This is a genomic window from Amycolatopsis sp. NPDC114503, assembly GCF_055633655.1.
Window position 1 is genome coordinate 161913 of record NZ_JBVKDT010000016.1, and the last position, 17442, is coordinate 179354.

Genomic DNA, 17442 nt, shown 5'->3' on the forward strand with positions numbered 1-17442 from the left:
TCAGCTGCCCTTCCGGCCCGTGACCAGCCGTTCGCTGATCCGCTGGAATTCCTCGCCGTATCCGGCTTGATCCGTCCGCGCGAGCCCCGCGACCTCGATCACGGTACTCGCGCTCCCGTCCTTGCCCGGCCGCACCCGCACCCACACGCGACGCCGCTTGACCAGCAGCGACGCCCCGAGCCCGGCGAACATCACGATGGCGAAGCCGAGCACGTAGCCCTGCGTCGGATCGTGCGAAATCTGCAGGTTGACCCATTTGTTGACGCCGTCGAACCGGACCTTCGTGCCGTCGTCGAGCGTCAATTCCTGGCCGACCGCGAGGTTCTTGCGGGCGACCCGCTTGAGCCGGCCGTCCTGGACCCGGGACTGGTCGACCGAGAACACCGACTGGCCGCGGCCCGCGTCGAGACCGAGGTCGCCGCGCAGCACGTCGACCGCGACCATCGGGTTGTTCAGCTGCGGCGCGGTCGAGGTGAGCACGCCGCCGTGGATGAACGACGACGGCGCGAAGAGGCCGGTGATCGCGAGCTGCTTGGTGCGCCGCTGAACCTCGTCGGTGACGCCGGGCTGGTCGAACTTCGTCGCGCCCTCGGACAGCATCGTCGCCGGGTTGCTGAACATCCACTGGGTGTTCTGGGTGCGCTTCTCGCCGTTCGGGAAGGTCACCGTGAACTGCGGCGAATAGCCGTTGCCCAGCAGGTAAACCCGGTCGCCGACGGTCCGCAACGGCTCGTTGACCTCGAGGTCGTACGGCTTCCACGTGCCGGTCTGCAGGTCCTCGCCGGACTGGTACTCGATGTGCGAGTGGTAGTAGTCGGCCTGGTTGGTGGCGGTGTAGCGGGCGGTGAAGTCGTTGACCTTCACGCAGAACGGGTCGAGGTTCGTACCGTCGACCCGCAGGCCTGCCTCGAACGAGTCGTAGTTGTAGATCCCCGAGTTGCAGAACTGGCCGCCGTTGGCCTGCACGATGACCTGGCCCTCGTAGCTGAAGAGCTTGCCGAGTGCGAAGAAAATGATCAGGCCGAGCATGCCGAAGTGGAAGAGCAGGTTGCCGGTCTCGCGCAGGTAGCCGCGTTCGGCCGACACGCTGAACCCGCCGTCGTCCTCCTCGCGCTCGACGCGCCGCCAGCCGGACAGCTGCTTGCGCACGTCCTCGCGAATCGTCTCCGGCGTGCGCGCGGTGCGGGCGATCCGGTGGTGCGGCATGCGCGCGAGGTTGCGCGGCGTCAGCACCGGCTTCGCCCGCATCTGCTTGACGTACTCGAAGCTGCGCGGCGTGAGGCAGCCGATCAGCGAGATCATCAGCAGGATGTAGATCGCGGAGAACCAGACGCTGGAGTAGACGTCGTAGAACTCCAGCTTGTCGAGCAGCGATCCCCACCAGCCGTGCGCGCTGATGTACTCGTCGACCTTCGGCGCGTTCAGCCGTCGCTGCGGCAGCAGAGCGCCGGGCAGCGCGGCGAGCGCCAGCAGGAACAGCAGCACCAGCGCGGTGCGCATGGACGTCAGGCCGCGCCAGGTGTTGCGCAGGAAAGCCAGCGCCTGCTTAGCCGCAGACGGCCGGTACGACGGGTTCGGATTCTTCGGGGGCGCTTCGGTAGTGGTCACAACGGCAGCTCGAGATCGGAGGCGACGGAGTTGCGCAGCCAGCCCATGACGTCTCCCCACAGCCCGGTGACCAGCAGGATGCCGACCACCATCAGCAACGCTCCGCCGAAGATCTGCACGCGGCGGCCGTTGCGGCGAAGCCAGTCGGTGGCGCGCACGGCCCAGCGGGCGCCGAGCGCGATCAGCAGGAACGGGACGCCAAGGCCGAGGCAGTAAACGAGCACCAGCACGTACCCGCGGACCGCGGCCCCGCCGGTCGCGCTGGCGAGGCTCGTGACGGCGGACAGCGTCGGCCCGATGCACGGCGTCCAGCCGAGCCCGAACACCGCGCCGAGCACCGGCGCGCCCCACAGCCCGCCGCCGGGAACGCGGTGCGAGCGGACCTCGCGCTGCAGCCCCGGGATCCAGCCGAGGAAGACCAGGCTCATGAGGATGGTGAGGATGCCGCCGATGCGCTGCAGCAGATCCTCGTTGACCAGCAAGGTGTTCGCGAGCCAGACCAGCGTGCCCATGGTCGCGACGAACACCACGGTGAACCCGAGCACGAACAGGCCCGCCGCGCCGAGAACGGCGTAGCGGCCTTTCTTGCGCTCCTCGCCGTCGCGCACCGCCGGGGCGTCCGCGCCGACGAGAGCCGCGAGGTAGGCGAGGTACCCCGGCACGAGCGGCACCACGCACGGCGACGCGAACGAGATGGCCCCGGCCAGCAGCGCAACACCCGCGGCGAGCAGCAGCGGCCCGGAGAGCGCCAGCTCGGACACGGAGTTCACGCACTTGAGAGTAGGCAGTGAGCTGGACGTGAGGCGGGCGGGGCCTTCTCACAGGACCTACGCCACAGCGGGGCCGGGACCTTGGTCCTGTCCTCGTGAGCGGCGACGCCGGTTCTCACCGGCATCGGCACTCACGACGAGTCCAGGCCCCGGAAAGGCGCACGATGCCGGGCGGGCAAGGACCTGCGGCGCGGCCAGGTAGGCGGTCGGGTCTTGTGAGTGTTTGTGCCGGTTCTAACAGGCACAAACACTCACGAGGCTACTTCTCCGCGCTCAGCCGCTGCACCACCGGAACCAGGTCCGAGGCCAGCACCTGCCGCAGGAAAACCGCCGCCACCCGGTGCTGTTTGTCGAGCACCAGCGTCGACGGGATGATGTTGCGCGGATACCCGGCCAGCTGAAGCAGCACGCGCCCGGACGGGTCCCAGATCGACGGGTACGTCAGGCCGCGGTCGCGCACGAAGTCCTGTGCCACGTCGCGCGCCGGGTCGCGGACGTCGAGTCCGATCACCTGGGCGCCGAGCGGGGCCATCTGCTTGCTCGCGGTCTCCAGCTCGGGCGCTTCGGCGCGGCACGGGCCGCACCACTGGCCCCACAGGTTGATCACCAGTGCCTTGCCGGGGAAGTCCGCGATCGAGAGTTGTTTGCCCTCGTGCATCAGGTCGTCGCCGGCCAGCGTCGGGGCCTGCTGGCGCTCGTTCAGCGGGTAGGTGATGTCGACCTTGCCGCCGGGCGAGACAAAGGTGAAGGTGCCGCCCGAGACGACCGCGTCCTTGCCGGTCGAGCAGCCCGTCACGACCAGCGCGGCGGCCATCAGCACCCCGAGCAGCCGCCGTTTCATGCGCCGGTCACCTTGGGGTCGGTGGTGCCCGCGGGTTCGCTGTAGACGATCTCCAGCAGCTCCTCGCCGTCGAACACCAGGCTGGTGAGCGACGCGAGCGAGCACTGTCGCTGCCGCGGGTCGTGCCACAGCCGCTTCGCTTCGAGGAAGCGGCGAAGCGTCCAGATCGGCAGCTGGTGCGACACGCACAGCGCTTCGCGCCCTTCGGCCTTTACACGCGCACGGTGCACCGCGCCGAGCATGCGGTGTGCGATCTCGACGTACGGCTCGCCCCACGACGGCTTAAAGGGATTCACCAGGTGCGGCCACGCTTTCGGCTGCCGCAGCGCGCCGTCGCCCACGGCCACGCGCTGACCCTCGAAGACGTTCGCCGCTTCGATGAGACCTTCGTCCGTCGCGATGTCGAGACGGTGTGCGCCCACGATGGGCGCCGCGGTCTCCTGCGCGCGCTGAAGCGGCGAAGCGACGACGTACGCGAGGTCGTGCCCAGCGACCGCCTCGGCGACAGTGAGCGCCTGGCGCTGCCCGCGCTCCGACAGCCGGAAGTTCGGCAGCCGCCCGTAGAGGATCTTCTCCGGGTTGTGGACCTCGCCGTGCCGCAGCATGTGGACAACGGTGGTCACGGGCGAACCGCCTCAGCCGCCGCGCGAGCTGCCGCCGGCAACGCGGCTTCGATGACGCCGAACGCTTCGTCGTCCATCGCGGCGTTCACGAAGTACACCTCGTACGCGCTCGGCGGCGGGTACACGCCCGCTTCGAGCAGCGCGTGGAAGAACGCCGGGAAGCGCCACGTCTCGGAGGCCTGCGCGTCCGCGTAGGTGCGTACGGGCTGGTCGGTGAAGAAGATGCTCAAGAGGTTGCCCGCGTACTGCACAGTGTGCGTGACGCCCGCTTCGCTGAGCGCCTTCTCGAAAAGCCCGCCGAGACGCTTCGCGTTGGCGTCGAGCTTCGCGTACACAGCGTCGTCAGCTTCGCGCAGCGCGGTGAGACCGGCGGCGACGGCGACGGGGTTTCCGGACAGCGTGCCTGCCTGATAGACGGGACCACCGGGCGCGAGCTTCGCCATGATGTCCGCGCGACCGCCGAACGCCGCCGCGGGCAGCCCGCCGGACATCACCTTGCCGAACGTGTAGAGGTCGCCGGCCACGCCTTCGAGGCCGAACCAGCCAGCGCGCGAAACGCGGAAGCCGGTCATCACCTCGTCCATGATCAGCAGCGCGCCGTTTTCGTGCGCGAGATCACGCAGTGCGGCGTTGAAGCCGGGGTCCGGCGGCACCGCGCCCATGTTGCCCGCGGCCGCTTCAGTGATCACCGCGGCGATCTGGCCCTCGTTCTCCGCGAAGGACTTCCGGAGCGCGTCAAGATCGTTGTACGGCAAGACAATCGTGTCCGCGGCCTGCGCGCCGGTGACGCCCGGCGAAGTCGGCAGGCCGAGCGTCGCGACACCGGAGCCCGCTTCGGCGAGCAGCGCGTCGACGTGGCCGTGGTAGCAGCCGGCGAACTTCACGATCTTGGCGCGGCCGGTGAAACCGCGAGCCAGCCGGATGGCGCTCATCGTGGCTTCGGTGCCGGAGTTGACCAGCCGGACCTGCTCGACCGGGCCGACCCGGCCGATGATCTCCTCGGCCAGTTCGACCTCGCCGATCGTCGGCGTGCCGAAGGAAAGCCCGTGCTCCGCGGCCGCCCGCGCGGCGGCGACCACCTTCGGGTGCGCGTGCCCGAGGATCATCGGGCCCCACGAGGAGACGAGGTCGACGTAGCGGTTGCCGTCGGCGTCCCACAGATGCGGGCCCTCGCCGCGGACCATGAACCGCGGCGTGCCGCCGACCGAGTTGAAGGCGCGCACCGGCGAGTTCACCCCGCCCGGGACGGCTGCCTTGGCGCGTGCGAACCATGCTTTGGACTGCTCGGTGCCAGTGCTCACCGCTCCAGTCTTGCAAATCCTCCGTTCGGGTGTCGGCGGCGCCCAAGCTGCCACCCGTTTGCCACCCGGCACATCGGCCCGACCGCTCTTAGGATGGGCGCGCATGGACGGGGCGAGCCATGGAGGCGAAGTGACGGCGCCCACACACCGCCGGAATCCGTGGCTGATGCTCGCGGTGTTCTTCGGGCTGGTCGGCGTCATCGCACTGGTGGGCGCGCTGGCCGCGACGACCGCGCCGGACGCCTACAACCGGTACGTGCTGCCGGAGTGGGCCCCGCCCTCGTCCCTGTTCAGTCCGGTGTGGACGGTCCTGTACGTCGTGCTCGCCTTCGCCGGCTGGACCTATTGGCGCACCGACGGCGAGAACCAGGGCTTCGCCGCGTACGGCATCGGCCTGCTGTTCAACCTGATGTGGATCTCGCTGTTCTTCGCGGGCGGTTCCACGCAGATCGCGTGTGTCGACATCGTGCTGCTCGATTTCACCGTGATCGTGACGATCGCGCTCTTCTACCGCCGCTCCCGCATCGCCGCGCTGCTGCTCGTGCCGTATCTGGCGTGGCTGCTCTACACGACCGCGCTGAACGTCGCGATCATCGCGCTCAACGACGTTCCCTAACGGCCCGGCTGCGCCACGATCGCCTGCGCGGTCACCGAACCGTCCGATCCGGTGCGGCCTTGCACGGTCACCGTCTGCCCCGGCTTGAGGTCGCTGAGCTTGCCGGGCTGGGTCACGCCGACCGTCGTACTGTCCGAAGTGGACACTGTGACTTCGCTGCCCTGCACGGTCTTCAGCGTGACCGTGCTGCCGTCGACCTTCTCCACGGTGCCGATCGTCCCGCGACCGCCTGCCGTGCGTCCGCCGGAACCGGGCCCCTGTTGCCCGGCGCCTGGACCAGAACCCGAGGCCGTACGGGCGCCGGAAGAGCCACTTGAGGTGCCGAACGCCGCGTGCGTCCAAGCGCCGCCGGCGAAAGCCAGTGCCAGCACGAGCAACCCGGCCAGCACGAGCGTCGGCTTGCCGAACGGCCGTGCGACCTGCTGCAGCTCAGCAGTGAGGTCGCCCTGGACGGCGGGCTCGGCGATGAGTTCTTCCGGACGCTGCGCGGCGGGTTCCTCCGGCGGGGTCGGAATGGGCTGGGTGGTCGACGCGGACATGACGCTCCTACTCGTGCCGGAGGGCGTCGATCGGCCGCAGCCGCGAAGCCCGGTTCGCCGGGAAACTGCCGAAGAAAAGCCCGATCAGCGCGGACACCGCGAACGCCAGCGCGATCGACGACGGCACCACCACCGGCTGGATGCCCGCGATGCTGAACCGGCTGCCGACCACGCCGATCAGCACGCCGAGCAACCCGCCGAACAGGCTCAGCATGGTCGCCTCGGCGAGGAACTGGCCGAGGATCGCCGAGCGCGGCGCGCCGATCGCCTTGCGGATGCCGATTTCGCGGATCCGTTCGGTGACCGTGACGAGCATGATGTTCGTGACGCCGATCCCGCCGACCAGCAGCGAAATCGCCGCGACCGCGCCGAGCAGCACGGTGAACGTCTGGATCGCCGACGTGCGGGTCTGCAGCAATTGCGCGGAGTTCTGGATCTGGAAGTCCGGATTGGCCGAGGCTTGAATGCCGTGCCGGGCATCGAGGATCGCGGTGACCTCGGCTTGCGCCAGCCCGATCGAGTCGGCATTGGTCGCCTGCACCGCGATCTGATTCAGGCCGCCGTAGCCGGCGAGCGAGTTCTGCACCGCGCTGATCGGGGCGATCGCGACGTCGTCGGCGTTCTGCAGCCCGGTGCTGCCCTTTGTCTGCAGCACGCCGATCACGGTGAACTGAATGCTGTTGATCAGCACGTTCTTGCCGACCGGTTCGCTCTCGCCGAAGATCGACTGCGCGGTCGTCGGCCCGAGCACCACGACCTTGCGCGCCTGCGTCACGTCTTCGGCGCTGAACAGCTGGCCGTCGGCGATCTGGCGGTTCGTGGTGGTGAAGTAGCTGGGTTCGGTGCCGACGACGCTCGACACGTCGTAAGAAGTCTGCCCGTACGTCGCGGTCGCACTGGTGTTCACCACCGGAGCCGCCGCCTTGACGTCCGGCGCGCCGACCGGGTCGACCAGCGCGTGCGCGTCCTGCACGGTGAGCGGCCGGACCTGGCTGGACTGCCCGCCGCCGCGGAGAGGCGACACGTTGACGACGTCGGTGCCGAGTCCCTGGATGCTCGCGGTGATCGCCGCCGAAGCGCCGTTTCCCACTGCTACCAACAAGATCACCGACGCGACGCCGATGGTGATGCCGAGCGTGGTGAGCACTGACCGCAGTTTGTTCGAGGCGAGGCCGCGCACCGCGAACCGCATGATCTCGACGAAGTTCACGCGACCACCCCGGCGCGGACCTCGTCCGACACGATCTGCCCGTCGCTGACCCGGACGACGCGGTGCGCGTGCCGCGCGACCTCGTCCTCGTGCGTGATCACCACGACCGTGCGGCCGAGTGCGTTGAGCCGGTCGAAGACGCCGAGGACGTCGACAGTGCTTGCGTGGTCGAGGTTTCCGGTCGGTTCGTCGGCGAGCAGCAACGCCGGTCCGCCGACGAGCGCCCTCGCCACCGCGACGCGCTGCTGCTGTCCGCCGGACAGTTCGTTCGGCAGATGCTTGGCCCGATCGGTCAGCCCGACCATCTCCAGCGCGGCCAGCGCCCGGCGTCGCCTCTCTCCTCGCTTGAGTCCGCTGTAGACCATCGGCAATTCCACATTGGACAAAGCACTGGTGCGCGGCACGAGGTTGAAGGACTGGAAGATGAAGCCGATCTTTCGGTTGCGCAGCAAGGCAAGCTGGCGTTCGTTGAGATCGGCGACGGAGAATCCGTCCAGCAGGTACCGGCCGGAGGTAGGGGTGTCGAGACAGCCGAGCATGTTCAGCAGCGTCGATTTCCCGGACCCGGAGGCGCCCATGATCGCCACGTACTCGCCCGGCCACACCTGCAGATCGACCCCGCGCAACGCATGCACCGCGGTTTCCCCGCTGCCGTAAGTCTTGCGCAGTCCGGAGACCGCGATTACCGGCTTCATCCCCGGCCCCCGACGCCGCCTTGGCGTCCGCCGCCGAACCCGCCCTGCTGACCGCCGCCGAACCCGCCGAGACCGCCAGTGCCGCCGGTGCGCTGCTGACCGTTGGAGCCGGTCGACGTCGTCGGCGACGCGGCCGTCAGCACCACGCTGTCGCCCTCGGTGAGCCCGGACTTGATCTCCACAGTGGACTCCCCGCGCACGCCGACCTCGACCTGCCGCGTCACCGGCTGCCCGTTCTGCTCCACCGTGACCGCGTTCGTCGTGCCGCTGGTCCGCACCGCCGCGGCCGGAACGCTCAGCACGCCATCGGCTTCCGCGACGGTGATCACGACGCTCGCCGACTGTCCGGGCCGCAGCCCCGACGGCGGATTCGTCAACGCCAGCTTCGCTCCGTAACTGACGACATTGCTGCTCGTGGTCGGCGTGAGATCAATGCTGGAAACGGTCGCCTGCAACGGCTGGTCCGGCGTCGCATTCACCGTGACGGTGGCTTTCTGACCGGTTTTCACCTTGCTCACGTCAATTTCCGCCACCGAAGTATTGACGACAAGATTGCCCATGTCGGTAATGTCGATAAAACCAGTGCTGCTACTACTGCTGCTGCCGCTCGCGGACGACTGCTGCCCGGATTGCCCGCCGGAGCCGGAATTCGACGAAGACGAGCCAGCCGAACTGTTGCTGGAATTGGACCCGCTGCCCGTTTGCTGCCCGACCGTCCCGTTGATCGCGGTGACCGTCCCCGCTCCCGGCGCGGTCAACGTCGTCGCGGAGACCGCGGTTTCCGCGTTGTCGACGTCCAGCTGTGCTTGATCCACTTTGGCCTGAAGCGACGCGGTGCTGCTCTGCGCCTGGGTCGCGGTCTGGTTCGCGGGCGGGTTGTCCTCCGCCGCGGTGAGGTTGTCCTCGGCGACCGCGAGATTGGCCTTGGCGACCTGAAGTTGTTTGCTGGCCTGGGAAGAGTCGATCGTGGCGAGCTTCTGCCCGGCGCTCACGACGTCGCCGACCTTCACGTCGATGCCGGTGACCTTGCCGGAGGTCGTGAAGTTCGCGACGCCGGTGTACGTGCTCGCGATCGTGCCCGCCGCCGAAACGGTCTGGGAAACGTTCGCGCGCCGCACCGGAGTCGTGCGGGTTTGTGCCTGCGCTGTCGAACTCGCCGGCGAAAAGGCCTGGTAAATCCCGAAAGCCGCGCCGCCGAGCAGCACGACAAGGACTCCGTTGACCACCCAGGTTCGTGTGCGCAGCCGCGTCATGGGCGCAAGACTGCGGGGCCTGCTTAGCAGTGAGCTGTTGGTTCCCTGTGGGTCAGCTGTGTAAGTCAGTCCTTTTTCTTTTTATGCCGAGCACGCACCGCGAGCAGCAATTGCCGGACCGCGTCCACGACCAATACCGCCGACAGCGTGCCGAGCCCGAGCGCCCCGGCGATATGTCCGCCGAAGTACCGCTGCGACACCAATGGAGTGCCGTCGCCCGCGGTGGTGACGACCGTGACGATGCCGGCGTGCCACAGCGCGAACGCCGCCCACAGCACCAATCCGGCCACCACGACCTCGCCGAGCGCGACGAATCCGCGCCACGGCTGGTTGAGCTTCGTCTGCGGCTGCGTTTCCTCCGGCGGCCAAAGCCCGGCTCCGGTCGGCTGGGGTAGGTCGATCACGGGGTCCAGCCTTTCAGGTTCGCCGTCGTTCCGCGTCCCTCGTGGGGGTTCAGTTCCGGGAGTCATCGGCCTGCTCCTCGGCGGTGGTCTCGGTGTCGGGGCGGTTCTTCGCGGCCAGCTCGGCGAGCGCGGTCTTCAGCGCTTCGACGTCACGGGCCCAGGCGAGCACCACCGTGCCGTCGTCCAGCTCCACCGGCAACTCGTCGTACTTCCGCGGCACCGACCAGCCGCCGCCGAGAACGCGCGTCCCGACCGGAGCCCCGACGTCGGCCACCGAGGCGATCCGCTCGGCGGCGAGCGTCTCGCGCCCTTGCCGCAGCCCCTCGGTGGTGACCTCGAGCGAAAGGAACCGGCGGCGCGCGTAAACCCAGGGCAGGGTCAGCGCGACCAGCGCGGCACCGATCAGCACCCAGCCGACGACGTGCGTCGGCCCTCCGGTGGCCAGTTCGGCGAGCGCGCCCAGCAGTGCGAACAACGGGCCCCAGACCAGCGCGGACCAGCCGACGCCAGGCTCGGAGTACAGCGTCCTTGCCGCCATTAGAGGTTCTTGCCGACCTTCGGGAAGTAGTCCGCGACCTTCGGCAGATACAGCAGGATCAGCATGACGACCAGCACCACCGAGGAGGCAAGCGCATAGATATTGCGGGCGACCCCGAGGTCGAACACGATGCCGAGCACCGCCAGCAGCGTCACGATGGTGCGCGCCGAACGCGTGCCCTCACGAGCCTTCCAGGCGAACAACACGAGCAGCGCGCCGAAGCACAGCGCCCCGACCAGCAGCGCCCACACGAAGAAAGTCGCACTGGTCTGGGCCTGCTCAAGGGTAAGCGCGTGGCCGGACTGCTGCGGCTGCTTCATGATCGCGTCGACGAGCACATGCTTGGCCGCGAGGATGACGACCTGCCCGGCCACGATGATGGCTGTCGCCAAGATGGCGAGCACGAACGCGGCGTGCACCGGCGTCGGCGGCTGGGCCTTCGGCGCGGTCTCCCCCGGCAGCACCGGATCCGGCGCACGCCCGCGCTTGCGGCGTTCGTCGTCGGTGAGCCCGGAGAGGTCGTCCGAGGTCACGTCGGCTGGCTTCGGGGTGTTCTCGTCCTTCTCGGCCACCCGAAAGACCCTACCCGGGCTCAGTCCAGCCAGGCCGCGGCCTCGGCCGCCCAGTAGGTGAGGATGACGTCCGCACCCGCGCGGCGGATGGAGGTGAGCACCTCGAGCACGGTGCGCTCGCGCTCGATCCAGCCGTTCGCCGCGGCCGCCTCGACCATCGCGTACTCGCCGGAGATGTTGTACGCCGCAACGGGAACCGGCGAAATGTCGGCCGCCGCCTTGATGATGTCCAAATAGGACAGTGCGGGCTTGACCATGACCATGTCCGCGCCCTCGGCGAGGTCGAGTTCGAGCTCCCGCATCGCCTCGCGCGCGTTGCCGAGGTCCTGCTGGTAGGTCTTGCGGTCGCCCTTGAGCTGCGAGTCGACGGCCTCGCGGAAGGGACCGTAGAACGCGCTGGCGTACTTGATCGAGTAGGCGAGGATCGCGGTCTCGCTGTGCCCGACCTCGTCGAGCGCCCGGCGGATCACGCCGACCTGGCCGTCCATCATCCCGCTCGGCCCGAGCACGTGCGCCCCGGCTTCCGCCTGCGCGACGCCCATCTCGGCGTACAGCCGGAGAGTGGCGTCGTTGTCGACCACGCCGTCCGCGTCGAGCACGCCGCAGTGGCCGTGGTCGGTGAACTCGTCAAGGCAGGTGTCCGCCATCAACACGGTGGAGTCGCCGAGTTCGCTGCGCAGATCCCGCAACGCGACGTTGAGGATGCCCTTCTCGTCGACCGCGCCGGACCCCTCCGGGTCCCGCTTCTCCGGAATGCCGAAGAGCATCAGCCCGCCGACCCCGGCGTTGACCGCCTCGACAGCGGCTTTGCGGAGAGTGTCGCGAGTGTGCTGAACGACGCCCGGCATGCTGGCGATCGGCCGCGGCGCGTCGAGCCCTTCGCCGACGAACATCGGCAGGATCAGCTGCCGTGGCCGCAACGTGGTCTCACTGACCATCCTGCGCATTGCCGGAGTAGTACGAAGCCTGCGGGGTCGCTGCTCAGGGAACACACATCCAAGGTACTCCCGCACTCACCCCGAAAGCCGTGAAGGGCTCCTTGAGGGAATCTGATTCCCTCAAGGAGCCCTTCACGGACCAAAAACCTCAGCTGCGCCGAGTCCGCTTGGCCTTGCGCGGCGGCGGCAGCGCGCCCTCCGCCCGAAGTCGGGCGGCGTGCTCGGCAAGCGCGTCCACCAGATGCGGCACGTCGGCCTTCTCCGGCTGGACATCCACTCGCAGACCGAATTCCACCGCGGTCTCGGCGGTCTTCGGCCCGATGCACGCGACCAGCGTGCGCGTGTGCGGCTTCCCGGCGATGCCCACCAGGTTCCGCACGGTCGAGGACGAGGTGAAGCAGACCGCGTCGAACCCGCCGGTCTTGATCATCTCGCGGGTCTCGGCTGGCGGCGGCGCGGCCCGGACGGTCCGGTAGGCCGTGACGTCGTCCACTTCCCAGCCGCGTTCGACCAGGCCTGCCGACAGGATCTCGGTGGCGATGTCGGCGCGCGGCAGCAGGACGCGGTTCACCGGGTCCAGCACGTCGTCGTACGGCGGGAACTCGGCCAGCAGGCCCTCGGACGACTGCTCGCCCGTCGGGACCAGCTCCGGGATGATGCCGAACGAACGCACCTTCGCCGCGGTCGATTCGCCGACGCAGGCGATCTTCACGCCGGAGAACGCCCGCGCGTCGAGGCCGAACTCCTCGAACTTCTCCCACACCGCGCGCACCGCGTTGGTGGAGGTGAAGACGATCCACTGGTACCGGCCGTCGACCAGGCCCTTGACCGAGCGCTCCATCTGCGCCGGGCTGCGGGGCGGCTCGACCGAAATGGTCGGCACCTCGTGCGAGGTCGCGCCGTGGCCGCGCAGCCGCTCGGCCATCTCGCCCGCCTGCTCCTTGGTGCGCGGCACCAGGACCTTCCAGCCGTACAGCGCGCGCGACTCCCACCAGGACAGCTTCGAGCGCTGCCCGGCGGCCTGCCCGACCGTCACGACCAGCGGGCCGACCAGCTCGCCCGCGTCGTTCGCGACCGAGGCGAGGGTGGTGTCCAGCGTGCGCTGGGTGTTGATGGTGCCGTTCGCGGTGACCGCGACCGGGGTGGTGGCGGGCAGCCCCTTCTCGGTGAGCTGGCTGGCCGCCTCGGCCAGATGCGCGGAGGTCGCGTGCAGCACGATCGGGCCGGGGACCGCGGCCAGCGCGCCCCAGTCGACCTCGCCGCGGACGTCGGCCTCGGTGTAGGTGCCGCCGAGCGCGACACCCGCGTACGCCGGCACCGCGGTGCCCGGCGCGACGCCAGGGATGACGTCGAACACGGCGGAGGTGCGGGCGACGGCCTGGACCTCGGCCACGACGGCCGGGCTGGTCAGCGGGTCGCCGGAGACCAGCCGCAGCGCGAGCCGGCCTGCCTTGGCCTCGGCGGTCAGGTCCTTGGCGACGTCGGACGGTTCTCCTACGGCGGGGCGGACCTCGGCTCCGGGGGCCGCGGACGCGAGCACGCTCGCGGGCACGTCCGGGTCCGTCACCACGACCTCGGCCTTGGCCAGGAGTTCCTGGGCGCGGACGGTGAGCAGCCCGGCGTCCCCGGGGCCCGAGCCCACGAAGGCGACGCGCCCGGCGGTCTTGCGAGCAGGGGTCATCGTTGGTGTTCTTCTCCTCTTGGGCGGCCGGTGCTCCGGCCGCTGGTGTCGGGCAGGTCGTGCGGGTGCGTGACGGCTGGCGTCACAGCGCGGGGCCGAGCAGCGCGTCGGCTCCCAGGTCAAGCAGTTCGGCGGCCAGTTCCCGGCCGAGCTTCTCCGCCTCGCCGATCCCGGCGATCGCGGAAGCCCGCACCATGTCGACGCCGCCGTTCTCGCCTTCGACGGCAGCGGTGCCGCGCAGCGAGATGCGTTCCACCACCGCGCCCTCGTCGTCGAGGTCCTCGACGATCTCGGCGAGCGCGCCCACCGGCGCGCTGCACCCGGCTTCGAGCGCGGCGAGCAGAGCCCGTTCGGCCGTCACCGCGACCCGCGTGCTCTCGTCGTCCACCGCGGACGCGAGCAGGTGCTCGATGTCCACGTCGGCGGCCCGGCACTCCAGCGCCAGCGCCCCCTGCGCGGGGGCGGGCAGCATCTGGATCGGGTCGAGGGTTTCGGTGATCTCGTCCACCCGGCCGACCCTGGCCAGTCCGGCACGCGCGAGCACCACGGCATCCAGCTCGCCGTCGGTCACCTTGCGCATGCGGGTATCGATATTGCCTCGGATCGGCACGATTTCCAAACCGAGACCCAGCGCGCGCAGCTGAGCCATCCGCCGCGCCGCGCCGGTGCCGACCTTCGCGCCCGGCGGAAGCTCGCCGAGGGTGAGGCCGTCACGGGCGATCAGCGCGTCGCGCGGGTCCTCGCGCGGCGGCACCGCGGCCAGCACGAGGCCGGCCTCCGGCGCGGTGGGGAGGTCCTTGTACGAGTGCACGGCGACGTCGATCTCGTTGCGCAGCAACGCTTCCCGCAGCGCCGAGGTGAACACGCCGACCCCGATCTGCGAGATCGGGGCGCTGGAGAGGTCGCCGGGCGTGGTGACGGTGACGATCTCCACCTCCGCCCCGGTGGCGCGGATGGTGTCGGCGACGATGCCGGTCTGCGCGAGAGCGAGCTTGCTGCCCCGCGTGCCGATGCGAATGACTCTGGTCACTTACCGCTTCTTCTCGGATTCCGGCGCTGTCGGGCTCGCCACGGCCGCAGGAGCCTGCGGGTCGAGGCAGAACAGTTCCCGCAACGCGTTGGCGTAGTCGGTGTCGGCCGTCTCGGCGGCCAGCTGCTTGACCCGCACCGTCGGCGCGTGCAGCAGCTTGTCGACCACCCGGCGAACCGTGCGGCCGACCTCTTCGCGAACCTGGCTGTCGAGTTCCGGCAGCCGGTTGTCCAGGCGGAGCAGCTCCGCGTCCACCACCTCGGCCGCGCGCCTGCGCAGCGCGGTGACCGTGGGCGTGACCTCGGCACTGCGCTGTCCGGCGAGGTACTCGCGCACCTCGTCGAGCACGATGCCGTTGGCTTTGGCGGTCTGCCGGTCGGTGGTCGGGGCTCCCGCGTCGCGCATGCGGCGCTGGATCGTCTCCAGGTCGACCACGGTGACGTCGGCGAGTTCCGCGACCGCGGTGTCGACGTCCTTGGGCAGCCCGAGGTCGCAGACGACCAACCGGCGTCCGGCGCGCGCGGGCACGTGCCCGGCGAGGAAGACGGCGTCCTGCGCCCCGGTGCACGCCACGACGAGGTCGGCGAGTTCGACCGCGTCGGCGAGCGAGGACAGCGGCACCGACCGCGCCGGAATCCCCTCCGCGGCGACCTTCTCGGCCAGCCGGGCGGCGTTGGCTTCGGTGCGGTTGGCCACGGTGATCTCGGCGATCCCGGCCTTGCGCAGCTGCGCCGCGGTGAGCGCGCCCATCGAACCGGCGCCGACGATCACCGCGTGCTTGCCCGCGATGTCACCCGCGGCGGCGAGCGCCTCGGACACGACGGACGCGCCGAGCTGGTCGAGCCCGGTCTCGGAGTGCACGCGCTTGCCGACGCGCAGCGTGGTCTGGATCAGCTCGTGCAGCGTGCGGCCGACGGTGCCGGCGTCGCGCGCGGTCGCGTACGCGGAGCGGATCTGGCCGAGGATCTGCGTCTCGCCGACCACCATCGAGTCGAGGCCCGAGGTGACGGAGAACAGGTGCTCGACGGCCGCGCCCGCGTAGTGCACGTACAGGCTGTCGTAAAGCTCGGAGGGCTCCATCCCGGCCTTGCGGGAGAGCACGTCCGAGACGTCGTTGACGCCGCCGTGGAACGTCTCCACCACGGCGTAGACCTCGATGCGGTTGCACGTCGAGACGAGCATGACCTCGCTGATGTGCTCCGCCTGCTGCAGGTCGTGCAGGACCTTGGTCAGCTCGTCCGCGGAGATCGCCGCACGCTCGAGCGTGCCGAGATCCGCACTGCGATGGGAGAGCCCGACCGCCAACACGCTCATTCAGCGCACCACCATTCCGAGACCGCCGTCCGTACCGGCGCCGTTTCGTCCGCCGCCGCCATTGTCGGCGGCCCGGCCGGTGCCGGGTAACCCGGTATTCCCCTGGTTTTCCCCGGCGGACCCCGCGCTGGCCGCGCTGTCGGCGCGCCGAGCCACGTGGAACGAGAGGATCTGCAGTTCGACAGCCAGGTCGACCTTGCGGACCTCGACGTGTGCCGGCACCTGGAGCACTACCGGCGCGAAGTTGAGGATGCACTGGACGCCGCCTGCCACCAGCCTGTCGCACACCGACTGCGCGGCGGTAGGAGGTGTGGCGATGATCCCCACGGAAATCTCCCGTTCGGAGCAAACGCGAGGAATGTCGTCCATGTGCGAGACCGGGAGACCCCCTACGGGGACGCCGATCAGATCGGGGTCGAGGTCGAAGAGCGCCTCGACCGGGAACCCGCGGCCGGGGAAGCCGCCGTAGTTCGCGAGCGCGTGGCCGAGGTTGCCGATCCCGACCACGGCGACCCGGTGCTGCCGGGTGAGGCCGAGGATGCGTTCGATCTGGCTGACCAGCACCTGCACCTCGTAGCCGACGCCGCGGGTGCCGTAGGAGCCGAGGTAGGAGAGGTCTTTGCGGAGTTTGGCGGAGTTCACGCCCGCCGCGGCGGAGAGTTCCTCGCTGGAGACGGTGGTCGCGCCCTGTTCGGCCAATCCGGAGAGAATCCGCAGGTAGACGGCCAGCCGGGCGACGGCGGCCTCCGGGATCTGCTTCGCGCGGACCGCGGTGTCCTCGGCGTCGGAGACAGCGGGCATCTCGGCGGTCGGCGCGTTGTCGGCGTCCGGCGCGGGGCGGGAGGTCCGTGCGGCGCGGCGGGTGCGGGGCTTGGAGTCGCTCTCGGAATCGCTTCCGGGCGAGGTCTGGGCTGACGGGGCGGCGCGGGAGGCCCCGCGACTGTCTTCGGCTGACGCGGCGGCCCGGGTGCTCGCCCGGCTCGCGCGGCCGTTGCCGGACGCTGCCCGGCCGTTACCCGCGGCGCGACCGTTTCCGGCGACGCGGCCATTGCCCGCGGCGTGCTCGCCGCCCCCGGCGACCTGGTCGTGCCCGGCCTGCCCGTTCTCGTGCCCGGCTTCCGCCGAATTCCCGTTGCGCGCCAAGCCGTTCTCGCTCACCGTGGCTCGACGGCGGCTGCCCGCGGCGTGCCGTCCACCGCTCCGGCGTGCGGGCGGGGCGGCTTCGACGGCGTCGGCTTCGTCGCGGGGAGGCGTGGCCGGCGGTTCGGCACCGCCGCGCCCGCCCCGCTGTGTCACCACGCTGACTTCTCCTCAATCCGGCTTCGTGCCCGCGCTGTCCCCCACCTGCCTGTCCGGCAGTGGAAAACCAACCCTTGACCCCACGGCTTCCGTCCGGTTCGATGCCGGTCCTCGCGGGGACGGGTTCCTACGGTAGTCCACTTGTGAACGCATGCACAAAGTCACTGGTCACCCGCATGACCAGAAGCACACCCCTCGTCTTCGGGGGTC

At 69.9% G+C, this 17442-nt stretch carries 18 protein-coding genes; 1 reads left to right on the forward strand and 17 read right to left on the reverse strand.

From position 1 onward, the window contains the following. The 5 genes from resB to hemL form a co-directional block, all read right to left on the reverse strand. A complete protein-coding gene (gene resB / locus ACZ7OI_RS43215) occupies positions 1 to 1608 on the reverse strand; it encodes a cytochrome c biogenesis protein ResB (RefSeq protein WP_470269894.1) in 1608 nt (535 codons plus the stop codon). Beyond that, positions 1605 to 2378, reverse strand: a complete 774-nt coding sequence (locus tag ACZ7OI_RS43220) for a cytochrome c biogenesis CcdA family protein (RefSeq protein ID WP_470269895.1) — start codon at positions 2376 to 2378, stop codon at positions 1605 to 1607. The genes resB and ACZ7OI_RS43220 overlap by 4 nt, the downstream gene beginning before the upstream one ends. Positions 2379 to 2637: 259 nt before the next feature. Beyond that, on the reverse strand, positions 2638 to 3219 hold the full coding sequence (locus ACZ7OI_RS43225) for a TlpA family protein disulfide reductase (protein WP_470269896.1): 582 nt from the start codon (positions 3217 to 3219) through the stop codon (positions 2638 to 2640). Then, entirely contained in the window at positions 3216 to 3842 is a 627-nt protein-coding gene (locus tag ACZ7OI_RS43230; RefSeq protein WP_470269897.1) for a histidine phosphatase family protein, read from the reverse strand. Before ACZ7OI_RS43230 ends, ACZ7OI_RS43225 begins: the two co-directional genes overlap by 4 nt. Continuing rightward, on the reverse strand, positions 3839 to 5143 hold the full coding sequence (gene hemL / locus ACZ7OI_RS43235; protein ID WP_470269898.1) for a glutamate-1-semialdehyde 2,1-aminomutase: 1305 nt from the start codon (positions 5141 to 5143) through the stop codon (positions 3839 to 3841). The genes ACZ7OI_RS43230 and hemL overlap by 4 nt, the downstream gene beginning before the upstream one ends. Positions 5144 to 5246: 103 nt before the next feature. Here hemL and ACZ7OI_RS43240 point away from each other — a divergent pair, with 103 nt between their 5' ends. Continuing rightward, positions 5247 to 5759, forward strand: a complete 513-nt coding sequence (locus ACZ7OI_RS43240) for a TspO/MBR family protein (RefSeq protein ID WP_470269899.1) — start codon at positions 5247 to 5249, stop codon at positions 5757 to 5759. On the opposite strand, the gene ACZ7OI_RS43245 is transcribed toward ACZ7OI_RS43240, so the two are convergent. The 12 genes from ACZ7OI_RS43245 to ACZ7OI_RS43300 form a co-directional block, all read right to left on the reverse strand. Next, positions 5756 to 6298, reverse strand: a complete 543-nt coding sequence (locus ACZ7OI_RS43245) for a DUF5666 domain-containing protein (protein ID WP_470269900.1) — start codon at positions 6296 to 6298, stop codon at positions 5756 to 5758. The two genes, ACZ7OI_RS43240 and ACZ7OI_RS43245, sit on opposite strands and share 4 nt — an antisense overlap. Before the next feature lie 7 nt (positions 6299 to 6305). Then, a complete protein-coding gene (locus ACZ7OI_RS43250; protein WP_470269902.1) occupies positions 6306 to 7508 on the reverse strand; it encodes an ABC transporter permease in 1203 nt (400 codons plus the stop codon). Then, positions 7505 to 8203 carry an ABC transporter ATP-binding protein gene (locus ACZ7OI_RS43255; protein WP_470269903.1) on the reverse strand — a complete coding sequence of 233 codons (699 nt, stop codon included), beginning with the start codon at positions 8201 to 8203 and terminating at the stop codon, positions 7505 to 7507. Before ACZ7OI_RS43255 ends, ACZ7OI_RS43250 begins: the two co-directional genes overlap by 4 nt. Further along, positions 8200 to 9456, reverse strand: coding sequence for an efflux RND transporter periplasmic adaptor subunit (locus tag ACZ7OI_RS43260; protein ID WP_470269904.1), 1257 nt, complete (start codon positions 9454 to 9456; stop codon positions 8200 to 8202). The genes ACZ7OI_RS43255 and ACZ7OI_RS43260 overlap by 4 nt, the downstream gene beginning before the upstream one ends. Positions 9457 to 9521: 65 nt before the next feature. Beyond that, positions 9522 to 9860, reverse strand: coding sequence for a hypothetical protein (locus ACZ7OI_RS43265; protein ID WP_470269905.1), 339 nt, complete (start codon positions 9858 to 9860; stop codon positions 9522 to 9524). A gap of 49 nt (positions 9861 to 9909) precedes the next feature. Further along, positions 9910 to 10398, reverse strand: a complete 489-nt coding sequence (locus ACZ7OI_RS43270; RefSeq protein ID WP_470269906.1) for a hypothetical protein — start codon at positions 10396 to 10398, stop codon at positions 9910 to 9912. Beyond that, positions 10398 to 10970: a hypothetical protein gene (locus ACZ7OI_RS43275; protein ID WP_470269907.1), complete on the reverse strand. Its 573-nt coding sequence runs from the start codon at positions 10968 to 10970 to the stop codon at positions 10398 to 10400. The genes ACZ7OI_RS43270 and ACZ7OI_RS43275 overlap by 1 nt, the downstream gene beginning before the upstream one ends. Before the next feature lie 20 nt (positions 10971 to 10990). Next, entirely contained in the window at positions 10991 to 11962 is a 972-nt protein-coding gene (gene hemB, locus ACZ7OI_RS43280; protein WP_470269908.1) for a porphobilinogen synthase, read from the reverse strand. 94 nt (positions 11963 to 12056) lie between these two features. After that, positions 12057 to 13589: a bifunctional uroporphyrinogen-III C-methyltransferase/uroporphyrinogen-III synthase gene (locus ACZ7OI_RS43285; RefSeq protein ID WP_116202022.1), complete on the reverse strand. Its 1533-nt coding sequence runs from the start codon at positions 13587 to 13589 to the stop codon at positions 12057 to 12059. A gap of 82 nt (positions 13590 to 13671) precedes the next feature. After that, the gene (gene hemC, locus ACZ7OI_RS43290) at positions 13672 to 14619 is read right to left on the reverse strand and encodes a hydroxymethylbilane synthase (RefSeq protein ID WP_470269909.1); all 948 of its coding nucleotides are present in this window, start codon (positions 14617 to 14619) and stop codon (positions 13672 to 13674) included. Further along, a complete protein-coding gene (locus ACZ7OI_RS43295; RefSeq protein WP_470269910.1) occupies positions 14620 to 15933 on the reverse strand; it encodes a glutamyl-tRNA reductase in 1314 nt (437 codons plus the stop codon). It lies immediately after the preceding gene. Then, a complete protein-coding gene (locus tag ACZ7OI_RS43300) occupies positions 15934 to 16734 on the reverse strand; it encodes a redox-sensing transcriptional repressor Rex (RefSeq protein WP_470269937.1) in 801 nt (266 codons plus the stop codon). Between the last annotated feature and the right edge of the window lie 708 nt (positions 16735 to 17442).